The 18,787-nt window shown below is 65.1% G+C and carries 18 protein-coding genes and 3 pseudogenes; 9 read left to right on the top strand and 12 right to left on the bottom strand.

All coding sequences use genetic code 11. The annotated features are described in order from the left end of the window. The first annotated feature begins 318 nt into the window (after positions 1–318). Entirely contained in the window at positions 319–444 is a 126-nt protein-coding gene (locus WS75_RS34510) for an Arm DNA-binding domain-containing protein (RefSeq protein WP_257129356.1), read from the top strand. Positions 445–450: 6 nt separating this feature from the next. After that, positions 451–585, top strand: a pseudogene (locus tag WS75_RS34505) (Arm DNA-binding domain-containing protein); the annotation flags it as partial. A gap of 299 nt (positions 586–884) precedes the next feature. On the opposite strand, the gene WS75_RS10965 reads toward WS75_RS34505, so the two are convergent. Next, a complete protein-coding gene (locus WS75_RS10965; RefSeq protein WP_059680496.1) occupies positions 885–2,003 on the bottom strand; it encodes a right-handed parallel beta-helix repeat-containing protein in 1,119 nt (372 codons plus the stop codon). A gap of 463 nt (positions 2,004–2,466) precedes the next feature. Here WS75_RS10965 and WS75_RS10960 point away from each other — a divergent pair, with 463 nt between their 5' ends. Further along, positions 2,467–2,811, top strand: coding sequence for a hypothetical protein (locus tag WS75_RS10960; protein WP_059680495.1), 345 nt, complete (start codon positions 2,467–2,469; stop codon positions 2,809–2,811). A 43-nt stretch (positions 2,812–2,854) separates the two neighbouring features. Here WS75_RS10960 and WS75_RS34910 read toward each other — a convergent pair. After that, positions 2,855–3,100, bottom strand: a pseudogene (locus WS75_RS34910) (SDR family oxidoreductase); the annotation flags it as partial. Between the two features lie 11 nt (positions 3,101–3,111). Here WS75_RS34910 and WS75_RS10955 point away from each other — a divergent pair. Next, positions 3,112–3,360: pseudogene (locus tag WS75_RS10955) on the top strand (TetR/AcrR family transcriptional regulator); the annotation flags it as partial. Between the two features lie 81 nt (positions 3,361–3,441). On the opposite strand, the gene eco reads toward WS75_RS10955, so the two are convergent. Continuing rightward, positions 3,442–3,942, bottom strand: coding sequence for a serine protease inhibitor ecotin (gene eco, locus WS75_RS10950; protein WP_059680494.1), 501 nt, complete (start codon positions 3,940–3,942; stop codon positions 3,442–3,444). A gap of 143 nt (positions 3,943–4,085) precedes the next feature. Between eco and WS75_RS10945 the strand changes: the two genes are divergently transcribed. After that, positions 4,086–4,424 carry a hypothetical protein gene (locus WS75_RS10945; RefSeq protein WP_059680493.1) on the top strand — a complete coding sequence of 113 codons (339 nt, stop codon included), beginning with the start codon at positions 4,086–4,088 and terminating at the stop codon, positions 4,422–4,424. Positions 4,425–4,644: 220 nt separating this feature from the next. Here WS75_RS10945 and WS75_RS10940 read toward each other — a convergent pair whose 3' ends face one another. Then, a complete protein-coding gene (locus WS75_RS10940) occupies positions 4,645–5,046 on the bottom strand; it encodes a hypothetical protein (protein WP_059680492.1) in 402 nt (133 codons plus the stop codon). A gap of 117 nt (positions 5,047–5,163) precedes the next feature. Between WS75_RS10940 and WS75_RS10935 the strand changes: the two genes are divergently transcribed. Together WS75_RS10935 and WS75_RS10930 are read left to right on the top strand one after the other, a co-directional pair. Then, positions 5,164–5,544, top strand: coding sequence for a DUF5594 family protein (locus tag WS75_RS10935; RefSeq protein WP_059680491.1), 381 nt, complete (start codon positions 5,164–5,166; stop codon positions 5,542–5,544). A gap of 182 nt (positions 5,545–5,726) precedes the next feature. After that, entirely contained in the window at positions 5,727–7,094 is a 1,368-nt protein-coding gene (locus tag WS75_RS10930) for an MFS transporter (protein ID WP_059680490.1), read from the top strand. Positions 7,095–7,249: 155 nt separating this feature from the next. Here WS75_RS10930 and otsA read toward each other — a convergent pair whose 3' ends face one another. After that, a complete protein-coding gene (gene otsA / locus WS75_RS10925) occupies positions 7,250–8,671 on the bottom strand; it encodes an alpha,alpha-trehalose-phosphate synthase (UDP-forming) (RefSeq protein WP_059680489.1) in 1,422 nt (473 codons plus the stop codon). A 150-nt stretch (positions 8,672–8,821) separates the two neighbouring features. Continuing rightward, positions 8,822–9,007 carry a hypothetical protein gene (locus WS75_RS10920; protein WP_059680488.1) on the bottom strand — a complete coding sequence of 62 codons (186 nt, stop codon included), beginning with the start codon at positions 9,005–9,007 and terminating at the stop codon, positions 8,822–8,824. A gap of 286 nt (positions 9,008–9,293) precedes the next feature. On the opposite strand from WS75_RS10920, the gene WS75_RS10915 reads away from it, so the two are divergent. Both WS75_RS10915 and WS75_RS10910 read left to right on the top strand, forming a co-directional pair. Next, positions 9,294–9,845 carry a hypothetical protein gene (locus WS75_RS10915; protein WP_059680487.1) on the top strand — a complete coding sequence of 184 codons (552 nt, stop codon included), beginning with the start codon at positions 9,294–9,296 and terminating at the stop codon, positions 9,843–9,845. Further along, on the top strand, positions 9,842–10,336 hold the full coding sequence (locus WS75_RS10910) for a hypothetical protein (RefSeq protein ID WP_059680486.1): 495 nt from the start codon (positions 9,842–9,844) through the stop codon (positions 10,334–10,336). The genes WS75_RS10915 and WS75_RS10910 overlap by 4 nt, the downstream gene beginning before the upstream one ends. Positions 10,337–10,497: 161 nt before the next feature. Here the strand turns inward: WS75_RS10910 and WS75_RS10905 are convergent, their stop codons facing one another. The 6 genes from WS75_RS10905 to WS75_RS10875 all read right to left on the bottom strand — a co-directional run bounded on the left by WS75_RS10905 (position 10,498) and on the right by WS75_RS10875 (position 18,775). Next, the gene (locus WS75_RS10905; protein ID WP_059680485.1) at positions 10,498–10,929 is read right to left on the bottom strand and encodes a hypothetical protein; all 432 of its coding nucleotides are present in this window, start codon (positions 10,927–10,929) and stop codon (positions 10,498–10,500) included. Further along, the gene (locus WS75_RS31875) at positions 10,926–12,209 is read right to left on the bottom strand and encodes a PAAR domain-containing protein (protein ID WP_218919268.1); all 1,284 of its coding nucleotides are present in this window, start codon (positions 12,207–12,209) and stop codon (positions 10,926–10,928) included. The genes WS75_RS10905 and WS75_RS31875 overlap by 4 nt, the downstream gene beginning before the upstream one ends. 12 nt (positions 12,210–12,221) lie before the next feature. Continuing rightward, positions 12,222–13,043: a DcrB-related protein gene (locus WS75_RS10895; protein WP_059680484.1), complete on the bottom strand. Its 822-nt coding sequence runs from the start codon at positions 13,041–13,043 to the stop codon at positions 12,222–12,224. 97 nt (positions 13,044–13,140) lie between these two features. Continuing rightward, entirely contained in the window at positions 13,141–13,827 is a 687-nt protein-coding gene (locus tag WS75_RS10890) for an ankyrin repeat domain-containing protein (protein WP_257129355.1), read from the bottom strand. A gap of 95 nt (positions 13,828–13,922) precedes the next feature. Then, positions 13,923–16,922, bottom strand: coding sequence for a type VI secretion system Vgr family protein (gene tssI / locus WS75_RS10885; RefSeq protein WP_059680628.1), 3,000 nt, complete (start codon positions 16,920–16,922; stop codon positions 13,923–13,925). A 515-nt stretch (positions 16,923–17,437) separates the two neighbouring features. Next, positions 17,438–18,775, bottom strand: a complete 1,338-nt coding sequence (locus WS75_RS10875) for an ABC transporter ATP-binding protein (RefSeq protein ID WP_059680481.1) — start codon at positions 18,773–18,775, stop codon at positions 17,438–17,440. Between the last annotated feature and the right edge of the window lie 12 nt (positions 18,776–18,787).

The following is an 18,787-nucleotide window of genomic DNA, read 5'->3' as shown; positions in this document are numbered from 1 at the left end:
CGGCACGACAAGCTTACGCACAACGTCCCCTTCGGCTAATCCAGCCTACGCCGATACGCCTGTCGGTATTTTTGTTGATATCTACGGATAATCTGAACCCGCTGAACCCACCCAGCCGTGAGATAGGAAACATGAATTCTGTCGGGGACCAGCCTAGTTCCCAATACTTCCCAAGCTTTCCCCAAAAATCGCGCACATCCCTGTGTCGCCTAGGCTTTTGCTGCCATCACTACCCAAGGTTGCCCACTACAAGCAACCTAACCTGTGGGCATCTTTTGGGACATGCCTCCATGCCCCCAAACTCGATGCCCCCACGCCATGCCGAAGCGCGCTACCCCGCTCACCGAGATGCAGATCCGCAAGGCCAAGCCTGCCGACAAGCCCTATCGCCTCGCAGACGGCAAGGGGCTGTACCTAGAGGTAATGCCGAACGAATCGCGCTAACGGCGGATGAAGTACCGATTCGACGGCAACGAGAAGCGCGCCGCCTTCGGCGTCTATCCAGCGGTGACACTGGCTGAGGCTCGACGGGCCTGTCTCAATGTGCGGAAGCAACTGGCCGCCGACACCGATCCGACCGAGCAGAAGCGAGAAGCAAAACGCACCCGAGCGATCGAATCCGCATCGACGTTTGAAGCCGTCGCGCGCGAGTGGTTTACGACCCAGAAGAATGGCTGGACCGAAGTGAATGCGGCCAAAGTCCATGTATTCATACCCAGAACGCGTTCGGGCGGTCGAGTTGTGCCTGAAACCTGCGTCCCCCGCATTTGCTGCATCCGGCCGCTGATTCGCGCACGTTCCCGCCTGGTCCCCTGTTCGGCCGCGACCACCTACGCCAGGCTTTGCCACACAACACCCACCCGCCTTGCAGCCTCACCGCCCCGTCACTGCATCAACCCGGTCCTGACCTGCGGCATCAGACTCGCATTCGCACCCGTCACGGCAAACGTCCCCGTCGGCGACGCCCCGGCCGGCAGCGCCAGCAGACTGCCGTCCCCGAGCCGATTCGCATCGACGACGATCTGGTTCGCCGCGCAACCATTCGTCAACAGCGAGACCGGCAAGCCGGCAATCGACGAAAACGTGTTGCCCGTCACACTGAACGAACACACGTTCCCGTACGCCCGGAAACCCGCATAGCCGGAGCCCGACACGCGGTTGTCCGCCACGGTGACATCCGACACGGTTCCCGACCACGTATCCAGCTCGATCGCGCCCTGCTGCGTCGGCTGCAGCCCGTTGTTCACGTTCGCGGTCTGAATGTTGGTCACCGTATTGCCCGTGATGACGACGTTCGAAGACCCGTAGGTTTTCCAGCTGTCCTCCTGTGCGACCAGAATTCCCGCCGCCTTCTCGACGCCGTCGACCGTATTGTTCGAGATCGTTACTGCCTGCCCGCCGACGACGGTGATGCCGCGCCCCCACGCGTTGCCCGACACCGCGTTATGGTCGATCAGCACGTTGTTGCTCAGGCGGCCGTCGCCGAGATAGCTGACCACGGCGATCAGGTCGTCACCGGTGCCGGCCACCGTATTGTTCTGCACCAGCACGTTGGTCGAACCGTAAGTCGTATGGATGCCGTCGGCCAGCGTCGCCTGAACGGTATTGCCCACGATCGCGATACCGTTGCCGCCGAACACGAAGATCCCGGCGCTCGCGCCGCCCTGGATCGTCACGCCGAGCACCTGAACGTCCGAGCCCGTCACCTCGACTTTCGTCGACTCGGGCGTCGTGAGGCGCGTCGTGCCGGTGCCGGCCAGCGTCACGCCGACGAGCGTCGAACCCGCGCCACTCATCACGAGCGTCTGGTCGGCCGGGTTCGTGGCGGCCAGCGTCGCTCCATATCCGGAAATCACCGCCTGGGGCACCGTCACGGCAAGCGAATGCCCGACGACGTAGCGTCCCGGTGCGATGACCAGGCGTTGGCCGGCACGCAGGCTGTCGAATGCTTTCTGCAACGCGTCGGCCTGGTCGCTGCCGTCGGCGGCCGGGAAGACCGTCACATCGGCGACGAGAACGGGTTTGGTGCCATTGGCAGGCGGAAGCGTCGCGCCGGACGCCGTACCGGTAGGCCCGGCGGTCGACGCCGGGCTGCCGGAATTCGTCGATGAAGCCGTTGCGCCAGACGATGTCGATGTGCCCGCAACGGTCTGCACGCCTGCCGCAGCGTTGTCGTCACCGCCGCCACATGCGGCAAGACAAAGGCAGAGCGCGGCAAACGTCGCCCGATCGACTGTACGCATACGAAGTTCCGCTAGCCCAAATTGGCGTCATCGTAAGTACGCTTGATCACTTTGTAAATGAATTCCGCATTTCACCTGTTAAATAGTTCGTTATCCTCTTGCATTCATCGCCGCGTCATCACGACAACATGCGACATGCGATCGCACCTGGACCTTGCGCAATCGACATGCACCGTAGATTACGTAGAATCCCGAAACTTCATCGCCCCCCCGGACCTCGACCATGACTCAAACACTCGCGGCCCTAGCCATGTCTTCGGCGCTGATCTGCACGGCGAATGCCGCCGATGTCGCAAGCGCGACCGGCATCGCGACGCCGAAGCAGCGATACGTCAGCCCGGGCGTCGCCAACGTCGCGGATGCGGCAACACACCGGCCGGAACGCGCGTCGCCCGTTGCTCGCTGCAGCGAACTGGCCGCCGGCATCGATGCCGTCAAACATGCGCCGGACCGCGGCCACAAGGTCGTGCGCGGCATCGGCCCGGACGGCAAGCCGCGCAACGAGCTGCGTGCTTACGACAAACGAGCCGATCTGGAGGTCGAGCATCGGCAGCTCGGCTGCCCGTAGTCAACGTCACTCCGTCCGATCAGGTCGCATCGGCCATTGCCCCTTACGCATTCGCGCCGCCGTCGGCCGCCAACTCCGTCCCGTTGATCGACCTGCCCTTCCAGCTCGACGACTAACGCGACGAGCGCCACCACATCCTCGGCCGTGCCGCACTGCGGAAGCGCCATCCGCGAACGTTGTGCGGCGGCGTGCTCACCGTCGGCCGGATTCATGTCGTATCGGTCGCCCCCGGATGCACGAGATTGACCGTGATGCCGCGCGCGCCGAGATCGTGCGCAAGCGCCTGCGTTCGGCGGTGCGGTACGGCAAACGCTGATCGCGATGCGCAAGCAGACGGTCGGCGCATTACGCACGCGGCTTGGCGAAGGCGTGGTAACCGGCGAGCTCGCCGCGCACGCGAACTTCGATGCGATCGCGCACTACTCCGTGACGGTCCAACAGGGGATGGCGATTCAGACGCGCTGCGGCGCGAGCCGTCGCGATCTGGAGGCGGTCGCGCAAATCGCGCTGGCCGCATGGCCGGCACTCGCGGATGCGAGCGGCGGATAGCGACGGGCTCGGGAGAGAAACCCGCGAGACCGGGCGGCCATGCAGCGGCAAGCGCCCCGCATGACCGCGGCGGTCGGTGCGTTACTGCGTGACGGCGTGCTGCACGTCCTTCGACGCATGCCACACGCGGTAGCGCACGTCGAAACCGTCCGGCACGTACACGACGAGCGGCAGGCGGCTGTTGTAGCGCAGCAGCTGGCCGTCACCGCGCACTTGCACGAAGCGCTGCTGCGGCGCCTGGCCCGGGCAGGCCATCAGCGTCGACGCCGGCCCCTTCACGTCGGTCAGCCGGTAGTACGTATAGCCCCAGCCCTTCACGTCCTCTGCGGTCAACTCGCCGCCGAACCATTGCTGGTTGCAGTCGGTCTGCAGCATCTTGCCGATCATCAGCTCGACACGCGCATCGCCTTCGTTCTCGAGCGCGGGCAACGCGATCACCGCGCGCTGCTGGCCAGCCGCCGGCTGCGGGAACATCTTGATCGATTCGGCCGGCACGGCGGGCGCCGATGCGGGCCCCGCCGCGCAGGCGGCGGCGGTCGTCACGCAAAGGGCGGCCAGGGCGGCCCGGATCGCGAATTTCATCGATGTGCTCCTGAAAAACAAAATAGGCCCCGATGCTAACACTTTCATCGCGCGACCTTACGAGGCTGTAATTTGGCGACACAATTGCAAACAGCCGGCAATCCCCGCGCGCGGTACTTATAGGGGAACCAACGGAGAACATCATGCTGAAGCTCATTGCCGCCGCCGGCGTCGCCACGTTGCTGGCCGGGTGCGTCGTCGGTCCGGACGCCGGATATGGCTACGGCTACGGACAGACCTACTATTCCGATCCCGGCTACGCATACGGGCCGGCCTACGGGGCATCCCCCGTCTATGGCACGGTCAATATCTGGGGTGGCGGCGGCGGACGCGACTGGGATCGCGGACACCGCGACTACCGCCGCTGGGATCGCGATCGTGGCGATCGTGGGGACCATGGCGGCTGGGGACGCGGCGGCGGACGTCGCGGCGACTGGAACGAAGGCGGCGGCGGACGCGGCGACGGCGGCCATCGTCACTGATCCCGCGGATCCAATTGCAACCGTTTGTATCCGCACGCGGCTTCGCTCGGCTGCCGTCTGGCGCCCCAAAGCCGACACCCGAGAAATGACGAAGGCCCTCGCATCGCACGAGGGCCTTTCCTTTTGTCTTCCTGCGTACCGGCGATTCACTCAATCGGCACCGGCCACGCGGAGACGAGCCCAATCACCGGCCCAATCACCGGCCCGATCACAAGCCCGCTTACCAGCCGGCCGGCCGCGCATAGCCGCCCGACACCGGCGCGCCGCACACGTACGGGCGCTGATAGCGGTCGTAGCAATAGTCCTGGCCGTCGTCCTGGTACTGCGCCTGCTGATAGGTCGGATAAGCCGGCTGCTGGTAAGCCGGGGCCTGGTAGTACGTCGGCGGCTGATAGGCCGGTGCCTGATACACGGGCGCCTGGTACGCGACGGGCGGATTCATCGCCGATGTCACGATCGCGCCGAGCACCGCGCCGCCGATCAGCGCGCCGATGATGGCGCCCCCGTCGCGACCATGCGCGGACGCCGGGCCCGCCACGGCGAGCGAACCGGCGAGGACACATACTGCGGCAATTCTTTTCATGATGGACTCCCACGCGAAGTGGTACTGGATGCGATGCATTGTGGCTGCGCGCGGCCGTAATAGATGCAGCAAGTGGTAACGCGCCATTACGCGTATCGCGCACACCGAAACGCGGCACGGCCGTGCTACGATTTTCGGCACACAGGAGACACCTTCATGCAGCCCGAAACCGCCCGCCGTTTCGATACCGAATTCGCGCCGCGCATTGCGCAGGCGATCGCCGCCTACTTCGCCGATCACGTGCTGACCGACGTCGTCCCGTACGGCGGGCACGGACAACCGACGCGCGTGCAGATCCGCAGCGCGCCGCACGAGCACGTGAGCGGCTTCGCGCATCCGCTGAACCTCGAACTGACCTGGGACACCGACGAGATCGAACGACTGATGGGACCCGACGGGCCCGCGCGATTCGAGCACTACCTGAGCGCGCTGCCGAGGAAGCTGAGCGCATGGCAGGGCGCGCGCGACATCGATCTCGTGTCGCGCACGCAGGCCGCGCCGCTCGTGCGGCTCGGCGGCCTCGACTTCGAAGGCTGAGTGCACGCACCGGCCGCCGGCCGGCGGCGGCGTCGCTCGACGCGGCCCGGTGATACACTCGACCGGTCCCGCTCCGGCGCCGCCAGGCTGACCGGGCCGTTCACCACCGCCTCCGCCCGCGAGCATGGTTGCGCACGCAACCGGCATCCGGGCACGCGGCCAATCACGCCTTCGCTCCCGTCATGAACGCCGATACCGGCCTGCCGCTTCCGCAACGCTACTGGGCAATCGTCTGCGTCGCATTGGGCATCACGCTCGCCGTGCTCGACGGCGCCATCGCGAACGTCGCGCTGCCGACGATCGCGCGCGACCTGCACGCGTCCGATGCCGCATCGATCTGGATCGTCAACGCGTACCAGCTCGCGGTCACGATCACGCTGCTGCCGCTCGCGTCGCTCGGCGAACGCGTCGGCTATCGCCGCATCTACATCGCCGGGCTCGGGCTCTTCACCGCGGCGTCGCTCGGCTGCGCGCTCGCCGGCTCGCTGCCCATGCTCGCCGTGATGCGCGTGATACAGGGGTTCGGTGCAGCCGGCATCATGAGCGTGAACGCGGCGCTCGTGCGGATGATCTACCCGTCGTCGATGCTCGGGCGCGGGCTGTCGATCAATGCGATGGTGGTCGCGCTGTCGTCGGCGATCGGCCCGACGGTCGCATCGGCGATCCTGTCGTTCGCGTCGTGGCCCTGGCTGTTCGCGGTCAACGTGCCGATCGGCATCGCCGCGGTGTTCGGCAGCCTCCGTGCATTGCCGGCCAACCCGCTGCACGACGCACCGTACGACTTCCCGAGCGCGCTGATGAACGCGTGCGTGTTCGGCCTGCTGATCATGGCCGTCGACGGGCTCGGTCACGGCGAAAGCCACGCGTACGTCGCGGCCGAACTGGCGATCGCGTTCGCCGTCGGCTACTTCTTCGTGAAGCGACAGCTGTCGCAGCCGGCGCCGCTGCTACCGGTCGACCTGATGCGCATCCCGATGTTCGCGCTGTCGATCTGCACGTCGGTTGCGTCGTTCACGTCGCAGATGCTCGCGTTCGTCGCGCTGCCGTTCTGGCTGCAGCATTCGCTCGGTTTCTCGCAGGTCGAAACCGGCCTCTACATGACGCCCTGGCCGCTCGTGATCGTATTCGCCGCGCCGCTCGCCGGCGTGCTGTCGGATCGCTACTCGGCCGGCATCCTCGGCGGAATCGGACTTGCGCTGTTCGCGGCCGGGCTACTGTCGCTCGCGACGATCGGCGCGCATCCTGGCACCGTCGACATCGTGTGGCGGATGGCGCTGTGCGGCGCGGGTTTCGGGCTGTTCCAGTCGCCGAACAATCGAGCGATGCTGTCGTCGGCGCCGCGCGAGCGCAGCGGCGGCGCGGGTGGGATGCTGAGCACGGCGCGCCTGACGGGCCAGACGCTCGGTGCCGCGCTCGTCGCACTGATTTTCGGGCTGGCGCCCGACCGTGGGCCGACGATCGCGCTCTATGTCGCCACGGTGTTCGCGGCGCTCGCCGCGGTGGTCAGCATGCTGCGCATCGCGTCGCCGCGCCCCGACGCGGCAACCTGACGCCGCCGCGTGCGCGGCGAGCGCCGGTCACGCGGCGTCGAGCGCGTCCATCACGAAGCGCACGCGCGCCTTCAGCTCACGCACGGCAGCCGGGGCCGCCTGTCACGACGAAGAAGCGGGCGGACACATCCTGCGCGCCGCCCTCCTCCACGCGCTCAGACATGCGCGGCTCGCCGGCCCGCGCGCTGCGTGACCGACGCGACCGCCGCGACGCTGCGCAGGTCGGCGACGAACGTATCGCGCCAGACCGACAGGTTGTTCTCGCGCAGCCGCGCGAGGTTCTCCTCGTGACGCGCCTGCCGCTCCGCGAGCGGCATCGACAGCGCGCGCTCGAGCGCGTCGGCCATCTGCGACACGTCGTAAGGATTGACGAGCAGCGCACCGGTCAGCTCGGCCGCCGCGCCCGCGAACTCCGACAGCACGAGCACGCCCGGATCGGCCGGATCCTGCGATGCGACGTACTCCTTGGCGACGAGATTCATCCCGTCGCGCAACGGCGTCACGTAGCCGACCTGCGACATCCGGAAGAACGCCATAAGCAGATTGCGCTCGTACTTGCGGTTCAGGTACTGGATCGGCGTCCAGTCGAGCTGCGAGAAGCGGCCGTTGATGCGGCCGGCCTCGCCTTCGAGCATTTCGCGAATGCGCTGGTAGGTCTGCACGTCGGAACGCGTCGGCGGCGCGATCTGCACGAGCGACACGCGCCCCTGCCAGCCCGGCGCGTTGGCGAGCATCCGCTCGAACGACTGGAAGCGTTCGACGAGCCCCTTCGAATAGTCGAGCCGGTCGACGCTCATCACGAGCTTGCGGCCGGCGAGCGCATCGCTCAGCATCTTCACCGGCTTGCGCGAGCCGTACTGGACGGCTGCCTCGGCGATCGCATCCGGATGCACGCCGATCGGATAGGCGGCGACCTTCACGACGCGGCCGTGCGCATGCAGCATCCCGTCGTCGCTCGCCGCACCGACGCCGCGCCGCTCGATGTAGTCGGTAAACGCCTGCTTGTCGGCATCGGTCTGGAAACCCGCGATGTCGTACGCGCACATGAACTTCACGAGCTCCTCGTGCGGCGGCACGACGCGCAGCATGTCGGGCGACGGAAACGGAATGTGCAGAAAGAAGCCGATCGGGTTCTTCACGCCAAGTTCGCGCAGGCAATGCGCGAACGGCAGCAGGTGATAGTCGTGCACCCAGATCAGGTCGTCGGGCCGCAGCAGCGCGGCGAGCTGCTTCGCGAGCATCGCGTTCACGCGCAGATAGCCCGCGTACTCCTGCCGGTCGAAGCGCGCGAGATCGCCGCGGTAGTGAAACACCGGCCACAGCGTCGCGTTCGAGAAGCCGCGGTAGTACTGATCGTAGTCGCGCCGGGTGAGCCCGAGCGTCGCATACGTGACGTTGCCGTCCCGCTGGATGGCGGGTGCGGCGTCGGGCGTACCGACGATCTCGCCGTTCCAGCCGAACCAGACGCCACCGGTTTCCTTCAGCGCGTCCATCACGCCGACCGCGAGGCCGCCTGCGCTCGGGCGCGTGTCCTCGCCGGCGGCGACACGGTTCGATACCACGATCAATCTGCTCATGCGGCTTCCCCTCCTCGATTCGATGGGATGACGCGCGGCGCGCGCCAAGGCGGACGCGACGGCCCGAAGGCGGTCGCGCGGCGATTCAGATGTGAGCGATGCAACAACGAGCGCAAGGAAATGCGGCGGCGGAATGCAACGGCGACGGCATCAAGCGTCCTGCTCCTGGCCGAGATCGCGTTGATAGTCGAGCCCTTCAGGACGTGCGCCGCCCTGGTTGTGATCGCCGTCGGACGGCGTCGCGTCGGGCGCGCCGGCCGGCGCATCGGTCTGCGGACGCGGGCGCTCGACACCCGAATCGGGCGGCCGGGGAGAAAACCGTTTCGAACGGCGCATGGCTGGGTGTCTCATATGCAACGCGGCTCGGAGCCGTCGTAGAAACATTCCATAGCAAAACAGTCTAGGTGGCTTGCTCGCATGCCACGGTAACAATTACCTTCAATTTGTAACGTTTCGACCCCTGCTCAGCGGACTGTCCGACAATAGCGCCGCGCGTACGCGCGAGCCGCCGCCCGGTGATTTGTCAAAGCTTTGCAGTTTTCCTATGACAATTGCGAAACAATGACGCGGCATGGGGGCGCGCATGCGTCGCCGCTCACCCAGACAGGACTTGCACTCAGGGATGAAGATTCGTTTCGAACCGCCGCGTCGGGCCATGCCGGCGCGCATCGTGCTGGCCGCGATCGCCACGGCCGCACTGCTGTCCGGCTGCAACTCGCTGTACAGCGAAGGCGCGACAGCCGGTGCCGGTATCGCGGGCGCCGCGATTGCTTCCAAGGTCACCAACAACGCCGCCGTCGCGACGGGTATCGGCCTCGGCGCCGTCGCCGGCGCGCGTGCGGGCGTCCAGTACACGCAGCGGGTCGCGCACCGCTACACGCAGGAGCAGATCGCGAAAGCGGCCGGCCCGCTCGACGTCGGGGGCGTCGCGCCGTGGGCGACGCACCATTCTTTCCCGATCGAGGACGACGAACAGGGCCGCGTGACGGTCAGCCGGATGATCAGCATCGGCCCGCTCGACTGCAAGGAAATCGTGTTCGCGGTCGACACGCCCGCGAAGGCCGACAAGGCCGCCGAATCGGCGTTCTACGTGGCCACGATCTGCCGCGACGGCCCTGTGTGGAAATGGGCGTCGGCCGAACCCGCGACCGAACGCTGGGGCGCGCTGCAATGAGCGTCGCGATTCGTATCGCGGCGATCGGCGTCCTGTGCGCGGCCAGCGCCGCGCTGTCGGGCTGCGGCTCGGTCGGCGCGGCGAGCGGCGCGCTCGCCGGCGCGGCGACGGGCCTCGTCACCGCGAATCCGGCGGTCGGTGTCGGCGTCGGGATCGCCGTGCAGGCGGCGACCGACGAGGCCGTCAACCGCACGATGAAGCAGCTCCATCAGAATCAGCAGGACGCGATCGCGAAGGCGGCAGGCAGCCTGGCCGTCGGCGAGGTGAAGCCGTGGAAGGTGAAGAACACGCTGCCGCTCGAAAACGGCGAAGGCGAGGTGCGCGTCACGCGTGCGTACTCGACAGCGCTCGCGCTGTGCAAGGAATTCGCGTTCTCGGTGAAGGACGGCGACAAGGCCGACTGGTATTTCGCGAATGCGTGCCAGCAAGGCACGCACTGGAAGTGGGCGTCGGCCGAACCGGCCGTCGACCGCTGGGGGAATTTGCAGTAACGGGGCGATGCGCCGCGCATCGTGCGTGGCGTCCGTGTCGTTCTGCGTACTTTCGTGGTTACAGACGCGTGCGAAGCTGCGCCACGCGTTCCTTGATCTTCGCGGACAGCGCATCGTCCGGGTTGTAATCCAGGGCGACACAAAATGGGCCGGGCGCGCGCCTAGCGACTCCAGACATCGATCAGGGATCTCTGCAATTCCTTGTTTTTGGCGAGGCTTGCGATATAGGCGAAGTGATCCTCGTCTTCATCGAGCTCTGGCAGATTCGGATCGAATGTTTCATCGCCAACCCACCAGGCGGGATACTGAATCGCATCGCCATCAATGGAAAAAGTCGTCATCCCGCGGTGGAAGTCGTGTTCGTACTTGACGTTGTGTCCGAGATCCGCGAAGTTCCAGCGCTTTTTGTTCCATTGAAGATACAGCTGCCGATCCGCCGCGAAGACAGCAACGTCCTGGCCCTCGACAGAGATGTAATTCCCCCGCGCCACGTAACCGTCTCCGACCAGCGCGGAAAACACGCCTGTCTCCAGATTCAGCTCGACGAAGCTCGACGGGCGATTGATCACGCCGAGTTGCACGTTCTTCATCATTTTCCAACCTTCGCGATGCCAGTAAGAATGTCCATTGTAGGGTTGCTGCGTGTCCCCGCGGCAATCACCCCCTCCGGGCTACCATATTTCTGAAGCAATGCTTCATACGTCGGACCGTACTTGTTTCCGTATTTCGCCATATTGCGCTCATACAACATCGGCAGCTTGTCCTCGGCGTATTTCGACATCCGGGTTTGATTGCGCATGTCGACGATCTGCCGCCCAATACTTTCTTCGCTGGCGCCGCTGGCGCGCATGTCGGATACCCATGCACTCTCGTCGGCCAGGCCCTGATGGTATTCGAGCCGCACGTTCCGGGCATTGGCAACTTGCTCCGCATTCGTCCAGTCGACCGGCCACTTGGGCGCCGCAAACTCGGATCCTTCTACCGGCGTGTACCCGTAGACACCCTTTGGATTGCTGACGAGGTCCGCCGGCATCGAATCGACCACGTAATCGAAAGGACTCGTCGCGCCGGCCTTGGGCAGCGTGCCGGCAAGCGCGTCGGCGGCGGCTTCCCCGGCAGAGATTTCGCCCGCAACGGACCCGGCGCCCTTCGCACCGCCAACGAGCCCGGCTCCCTTTGCCGCGCCAGCCCCTCCCAGGAGGCTGCCGCCAAGCATCGACCACTTCTGCCCGTCCGACCCTTCTCCAAACACCTTGCCGCCGACCCATGAACCGACTTCCCCGCCGACGAACCCGCCGGCCGCGCCCAGAATCGCGATCGCCGGCCCGGCGAGCACGGCGGTCGCCGCCACGCCGACTGCCAGCATCGTCCAGTTGACCCAAGCCGGAATCTCGGGATTGAACTCCCCGACCGCCGGGCCGCCGATGAACACGTTCGGCGATCCGTCGTTGATCAACGCGCCGCACATCATCCGGTCTTCCTTGCGGCTCGCCGGCCGGCTGTTGATGAAGACCGTCGACGAACCCTGCGCGACCACCTGCGGCGGGCCCGCGTGATCGCTGCACAGGCCCACGCTCAGGATGGCCCGCATCGCCGCGCGACTGTTGATGAAGACGTTGGGCGAACCCTTTATGAGACTTCCAGTGACATGCCGCGGCGCCCATGACATCGTGCCCAGCACTTCGCCGAGACCGCCGCCCGCAGCAGCGCCCGCCGCGATTGCAGCGACGATCGTCAACGCAGCACCGCCCGTCGCGACCACCGCGACGGCGCCGATTACTGCACCCGCGATCAGCCCGGCGATCATCCATCCCTTGGATGCCGTATGCGCGATAGGATCGCCCAACCGCGCAGCCGCCAGTAATGTATCCACGCCCGCTCCCCGTCAGCCCGCGTTCGCAACCGCGCTCAGGTAAGCACGCACGGCCTCGACGCTCTGCATGCCGGTCATGCCCTTCACCGACGTCACACCGCCAAGTCGATCGCTCAGCGATGCGTGCTCGCGCAAATCCACCGTCCACAGCGCGAATTGACGGCCGTCCTTCGCGCGCCACGCCGATTGCCCGTCCGGGGCCGGCTGCAGCACCAGCGGTTCGCCGCCCGAGCCGAAGAATGCGGTGTCGTCGAACATTTCCGTGACGTCATGCCGATACAGTTCGGCCATGCCCGTGAGCGCGTACAGCGTCGCGCTCGGCTCGTGCAGCACGAACACGATGCCGGCCTCGTCCTGGCCGAGCGCAATCGGCACGAAGGCTGCCCGATCGGGCCGGGCGAGCACGACACTCGCGAGCAGGCTCTTGTATTCCTTGCTCTTCTCTTCGGTAAACGACTTCGGACAAGTGCCGATGAAACTGATCGCCACGCGTTCGCGCCCCGCCTTCGGCGACATCACGACCGTCTGGCGTTGATGCAGCGGCGCGCCTTCCGACACCCAGCGATAGTCGATTTCACGGGCGGTTTCGCCGTCGATTTCCCGGTTTTCCAGATGCTTCAATTCGAAACGCGGCAGCGACTTGCGCATCTCCGAGACCAGCCGCGTCACGAACGTATCGACCGTGTCGTCCGGCTCCATCGGCGCGCGCGAAACCACGAAAGTGAATCCGCTACTACCGCTACCCGTTTCATCGACCGTAAACAGGTGAATCGTCTTGTCTTTGAAGTGCGCCGGCAACTGAATGACGGCATCGTTCATCTGATATTCGGACATGCTCTTCTCGGTTCGGCCGGCCCGTCGGGGCAGGTGCCGGATTGAAACTGTTCGCCGGCTGCACGGCCGCAGCCGACGCAACCGTCACGGGGCAACGTTACTGCACGCCAGCCGCGACCAGACGCTTGTGAATGGCTTCGATGCGGCCCTGCTGCGGCGAACCTTTCGGCGTCTGTTGCAGTTCGTCGCCGAGGACCTTCGCGTACGCGAGGCCGTTGTCGTTCTTCACCGACGGATCGGCGCCGTGCGCGAGCAGATAATCGACGACGTCCCATTGCCGCAGGCGCGTCGCTTCGAAAAGCGCGGTTTCTTTCATCGAATCCCGCACATTGACGTTCGCCTTGTGCTCGACCAGTACGCGCATTTGCGGCAACAGCGTGTCCTTGCACGTGGCGAAGAGCAGCGGTGTATCGCCGTCGTACTTGAGATCCGGATTCATGCCGCCGGCGAGCAACGCTTTGAGCAGGTTCGGCGTGTCGGCCCGCGCGGCCAGATATGCGACGTTCGCGCCATTCTCGCCGAACGGTTGTTCGGGCTTCGCGCCGTCCCGCACCAGTTCGCTGACGATCTGAAGGCGCACGTTGGCGGCATCCGTCTTCACCGGCACGGCTTCCTGCACTGCGAACGACAACAGGCTCGCCTTCGTGTTGCCCAGCGCAGCGAGATCGGTATGCGGCGCGAGCGCCTTGACCTGCTCCAGATTCCCGTCGCGAATGGCACGCGCCAGCTCGAGTTGCTGTCCCGTGAAAAAATCTTCGGGCGGATAACGTTTGAAGTCTGCCATTTTTGTTTCCTGTGCTTGAGTCGGCCACCAGAACGGCGACGACAAACCGATTACCGCGACAACCGCGCCCGCGGCAATGACCTTGCTGTATTTCATCAATGTCCCTGAAGTTGACTGAGCAGCGACGATTGCTGCTCCGCGACGGTCGTATTCAATCCGCTCGTCACCTGCCCCATCATGTGCCGCTGGACCGTCGTCACGCTGGTGCCCGGAATGGTGATCTGCTCGCCGACGGCCTTGGGCATCAGGTGGGACGTCACATCGCTGATCGGGCCGAGCCCGCCTTCCTGCGAGCCCGTCAGGATGTCGCCGTCGACGCGATAGTTCGTGATCGACGAGGCCCGCGGCGTGGCGCCGTACAGCGGCAACGTTTCAGGATTGAGGCCTGCCGCGTTGAAGGTGGTCGCGCCAGCGCCGCTCGCCTGCGATGCAGCCGACGCCAACCCGCCGCCGAGCGAATGGCCGGTGAGGTCGAGGCCGCCCGCATTTCCGGAGCCGTAGATTTTCTTGCCGAGGGTCACGGCGCGATCGTAGTACGGCGAATTGTCGCCCAGCCCCTGGCTGAGGTTGTTCGACCAGTCCTCCTTGACCGTCGGCTGCGTGCCCTTGAATGCCAGCGTCGGCTTCATGCTGTCGCCGAACACCGCAGGATCGGGTGCGTAGACCTGCGCGCCGAAATTGCTGCCGGGGATCTTCAGATCTTGCGGCCTCATGCCGAACTTCTTCAGCGCGTCAGGATCGTTCGACACGTTCTTCCATCCCGGCGGCGCCGTCCCCGGCGTGTATACCGCTTCCGCCAGCTTGGCCAGTTGCTGCGCCTTCACCGTCGCCTGAAGCTTGCGTGCCGCGGCCTGCACCTTCGGATCGGCTGACGCGAGACCCGCCGCGATGACCGCCTGCTGATTAGCCCACTCGATCGCCATCGCCTGCTCGGGCGTGACGAAAAGCCCCTGGTTCAGATGGATCACCGGACCATCGAGGAAAATGCCGCTCTGATTGATCAGGATGCTCGAAGCGCCGTGGGACAACTTGATGCTGTCCGGCTTCAGCGTCACGATGCTCGCGCCGACCCGATGCTCGATCTCGTCCGTCGCCTGATAGCTCTGCTTGCCTGGTCCGGCGTCGCCAGCCAGCGCTTGCACGCCAACGGTGTTGGCCGTCGTGAAGCGCGCTTTCGCGATCTTTTCCGACAGGCTGCCTTCTGCGACATGCTTGCTCTCGTCGCCTTTGAGCACCGACACGTTCCGCGCACCGGATTCGACCGTGTGAGACTCGCTGTCCTTGACGATCGTCTTCATGTCCTTCTGCGCATGCAGAAAGACTTCCTGGGCGCCGTTCACGTCCGAGAATCGCAGTTCGTTGAAGCCCTCGCCCTTGTGCGTCTGACTGCGCATCCCCATCGTTTGGCCGCCGCTGCCGTGATACGGGTTGCCCGATTCGCCATTGAACACACGGCCGACGACGATGGGGTTGTCCGGATCGCCCTGATTGAACGAGACGAGCACCTCCTGGCCGATCCGCGGAATCGCCGAGCCCCCCCATCCCTTGCCTGCCCATGGTTGCGATACGCGCACCCACATCGAATCGGAACCGTCGAGCTTGCCGCGCCGGTCCCACAGGAAATGGAGCTTGACCCGGCTGCCGTCGGTGTGAATTTCCTCGCCCTTCGGCCCGACCACGATCGCGGATTGCGTGCCCTGCATGTGCGGCTTGGGCGTACGCCGCTCCGGCCTGAACGGAATGTCGATCGGCAGGCACGTAAACGTGTTGTGGTACGGCAGTTTGGAGGTCTGCTGGGTATAGTCGTTCGCGACCTGGTGACGAACGCGAAGAATCACGAAATCCTTGTTGTTGTAGGCGGACGTGCCGTGATTGACCAGCGTGAAGCGCCCGCTCGTCGTCATCCCGTGCGCATGACCGGCGCCGTTGAAACGATGCGCGAGCGCTTCTTCCGCTTCCATCGCGTAGCACGCGTAACGCTGCCCGTCGTCGCCGTGGTCATACAGCGAATGGAACTGATAACGCTCCGTCGTCTGGATGTTCGGGTGCTTCAGATTGACGGTCGGCACCTCGACATGCATCAGTTGCGACGACGGCTGGTTGTAGTTGAAATCCCGGTACGTGATCTTGCCGACCCGGAAACTGAATGCCTCGTCCCATCGATCGATGCCGTTCTGCTCGCTGGCCGCGCTGTTGACTTCGTACGGAATGGTCTTCAGGTTCGGAATCGGCTGGAACACCGCGTTGGTATCGCCGATCACGAGGATGTGCTTGTCCTCTTCGTAACGGATCGTCCAGATCAGCCCTTCCTGCTCCATTAGGCGCGAGCAGAAACTGTAGTACGACTCGTCGTACATGACGATGTATTCGAGCTTCGGACGTTCGCCCTGCATCGCGAACTCGAAATCCGAAAAACCCATCTCGCGGAAAATGTCGCTCAGGATGTCCTGCGGCGTCTGGTTCTGGAAGATCCGGCAATCGGTCGAGCGGGTGAGAAACCAGAACCACGGCACGACCGACATTTCGTAGCGGGTCACCGAACCCGATTTCCCGACGCGGCCGAACGACGCAACGTAACCGTCGAAATATCGCTTCGTCTCGGTATCCGCCGCCGACGTCACGACGCGCGTCAGACTGAAATTGCGGCTCTGGGGCTGGAGCGTGATCTTGACCCGCTGCCCGACGATTTCCTGCGGTTCGATATTGTTGCGATGGGAAAGCAGGTCGAGATGTGTTTCGGTTAGCTGATTGACGTGTTCGTCGATGATCGCCGCACTGACCAGCAGCACGTCCGGGCCGAGTGGCGTTTCGATCGTGATGAAGCGATTGTCCTGGGTCAGGCGCGGAAGCGCACCCGTCAGGCTGTTGATGGCCTCGGCGATCGACTCCGGGGCCTTGCCCATCAGCGATAAGCCGGTTTGCGCCAGTTGCACCGCGCTCGCGGCACCGCCCAGCAGCCCCGCGCCCGGCATGCCGGCCAGCGCCCCCAGTTGGCCCGCCATGCCGGCAAGCGAACCCAGGTTGCTCAAACCGCCGGCCAAAGCCGCACCGCCCCCTCCCATCCCGTCGGGGGTTCCGTTTGCTGCGAAACTCATCATTAACCTCGTTCTTTTTTGTCGGGCGGACCCGCCGCAATACGGACGCCATCTCACCTTCAAGGCGCTCTCAGCCGCCTTGGTGGCGCCAAATATATCAAACCGTAGGGAAATTCATAACCACTTGTCAGCATCTAATTTTCGGCGCCGAAAGCAGCCCGATCGATCGGCTGATCGATCCCCAATACTTATTGCTGAAGGACGGGTGCGATCGCGCGCCGGTCGAAGCGCGCCGCACCGATGCCGAAGGCATTCAACGCGTGGTGAAGGGAAGGACGACGTCGGAAGTGAACGAAGCGTTGCCGTCGAAAAGTGAAACCGGGTGTGACATCCTCGGCGAATGCCATCCGCAGCGCCCGCCGCAGGGGCACGATCAGACAATCAGGTGTCCATGACCCGGCGCCCGTTGCGGACGCCAGGATCAGGCCGCAGGCTCTTGGCCCGCTGCGGCCGACTCCCGCCGCAGCAAGCATCCGGACGATTCCGGTGGATGCACCGGAATCGCCCCGACCGCATCAGGACTCGACGTCTTCGAGACTGAAGATTTCGGTCTGGTCGTTGTACGAGAAGATCTCGCCGTAACGACCCCAGTCGATCACCGCGTCGAGGGTTTCCTCGGCCGCGCCGTCCGACAGGAAATCCTCCAACTCCTGTTCGAAGCGCACGCGCGGCGCGCGATGGCCGGGGCGCTCGTTCAACACCTTCTTGATCCGCGCGGCGAGCGGCACGTGCTTCAGCAGATGATCCGCGAACATCAGCTTGCGCTCCTGCGTGCCGAATTCCGCGAACACGCGCCCCGGCGGCGTCAGGAACACGTCCCCTTCGCGCACGTCGGCGAAGCCGAGGTACTGCAGCACTTCAGCGATCGGGAACAGGTCGTCGACCTCCAGATGCAGCGTGCGCGCGATTTCCGGCATGTCGGCGCGACCGTGATACGGCGCCATTGCGAGCGTCTCGATCAGACCGGCCATCAGGTTGGTTGAAACCTGCGGCAGCCAGCTGCCGAGCTCGAGCCCCTTCTTCGTCGCCTCGCCGGTCTGGCGCGCGGTCATCTTCGCGTAGATGTCGTCGACGAGCTTGCGGAAGGCCGGGTCGAGGCGGTTGCGCGGATGCTTGAACGGCACCTTGATCTCGGCGATCACGCGGCCCGGGTTCGACGACAGCACGAGAATCCGGTCGCACATGAACACCGCTTCCTCGATGTTGTGCGTGACGATCAGCACCGACTTGATCGGCATCCGGCCTTGCGTCCACAGGTCGAGCAGGTCGGTACGCAGCGTTTCGGCCGTCAGCACGTCGAGTGCCGAGAACGGCTCGTCCATCAGCAGGATCGTCGGGTCGACCACGAGCGCACGCGCGAAGCCCACGCGCTGACGCATGCCGCCCGACAGCTCACGCGGGTAGGCGTTCTCGAAGCCGTCGAGACCGATCAGGTCGATCGCGGCGAGCGCGCGTTCGCGCCGCTCGCGTGCGCCGACGCCGAGCGCTTCCAGCCCGGCTTCCACGTTCTGCAGCACGGTGAGCCACGGGAACAGCGCGAAGGTCTGGAACACCATCGCGACGCCTTCGGCCGGGCCGGTCAGCGGCTTGCCGAGGTAGGTCACTTCACCGCCGGTCGGCTCGATCAGCCCCGCGATGATCCGCAGCAGCGTGGACTTGCCCGAGCCGGAGCGGCCGAGCAGCCCGACGATCTCGCCTTCGCGCAGCGACAGGTTTGCGTCGTCGAGCACGAGCAGTTCGCCCTGCGTCTTGTTGAAGCCGCGGCAGACGTGATCCACGCGCAGGATTTCCTCACCGAGGCGCGGCGGCTGGGACGTCTGGACGGGGGCGTTTATAGCATTCGGATTGTGCATCGCGTTTCGCTC

The sequence above is a fragment of the Burkholderia sp. FL-7-2-10-S1-D7 genome, assembly GCF_001524185.1.
GTDB lineage: Bacteria > Pseudomonadota > Gammaproteobacteria > Burkholderiales > Burkholderiaceae > Burkholderia > Burkholderia diffusa.
This window is presented reverse-complemented; position numbering and strand designations above follow the sequence as displayed.

Bases quoted from the DNA above. Each gene is read 5' to 3' on its own strand.
- WS75_RS34510 (WP_257129356.1), top strand. From the start codon at position 319: ATGCCGAAGCGCGCTACCCCGCTCACCGAGATGCAGATCCGCAAGGCC.
- WS75_RS10960 (WP_059680495.1), top strand. From the start codon at position 2,467: ATGACTCAAACACTCGCGGCCCTAGCCATGTCTTCGGCGCTGATCTGC.
- eco (WP_059680494.1), bottom strand. From the start codon at position 3,942: ATGAAATTCGCGATCCGGGCCGCCCTGGCCGCCCTTTGCGTGACGACC.
- WS75_RS10945 (WP_059680493.1), top strand. From the start codon at position 4,086: ATGCTGAAGCTCATTGCCGCCGCCGGCGTCGCCACGTTGCTGGCCGGG.
- WS75_RS10940 (WP_059680492.1), bottom strand. From the start codon at position 5,046: ATGCATCGCATCCAGTACCACTTCGCGTGGGAGTCCATCATGAAAAGA.
- WS75_RS10935 (WP_059680491.1), top strand. From the start codon at position 5,164: ATGCAGCCCGAAACCGCCCGCCGTTTCGATACCGAATTCGCGCCGCGC.
- WS75_RS10930 (WP_059680490.1), top strand. From the start codon at position 5,727: ATGAACGCCGATACCGGCCTGCCGCTTCCGCAACGCTACTGGGCAATC.
- otsA (WP_059680489.1), bottom strand. From the start codon at position 8,671: ATGAGCAGATTGATCGTGGTATCGAACCGTGTCGCCGCCGGCGAGGAC.
- WS75_RS10920 (WP_059680488.1), bottom strand. From the start codon at position 9,007: ATGCGCCGTTCGAAACGGTTTTCTCCCCGGCCGCCCGATTCGGGTGTC.
- WS75_RS10915 (WP_059680487.1), top strand. From the start codon at position 9,294: ATGAAGATTCGTTTCGAACCGCCGCGTCGGGCCATGCCGGCGCGCATC.
- WS75_RS10910 (WP_059680486.1), top strand. From the start codon at position 9,842: ATGAGCGTCGCGATTCGTATCGCGGCGATCGGCGTCCTGTGCGCGGCC.
- WS75_RS10905 (WP_059680485.1), bottom strand. From the start codon at position 10,929: ATGATGAAGAACGTGCAACTCGGCGTGATCAATCGCCCGTCGAGCTTC.
- WS75_RS10895 (WP_059680484.1), bottom strand. From the start codon at position 13,043: ATGTCCGAATATCAGATGAACGATGCCGTCATTCAGTTGCCGGCGCAC.
- WS75_RS10890 (WP_257129355.1), bottom strand. From the start codon at position 13,827: ATGGCAGACTTCAAACGTTATCCGCCCGAAGATTTTTTCACGGGACAG.
- tssI (WP_059680628.1), bottom strand. From the start codon at position 16,922: ATGAGTTTCGCAGCAAACGGAACCCCCGACGGGATGGGAGGGGGCGGT.
- WS75_RS10875 (WP_059680481.1), bottom strand. From the start codon at position 18,775: ATGCACAATCCGAATGCTATAAACGCCCCCGTCCAGACGTCCCAGCCG.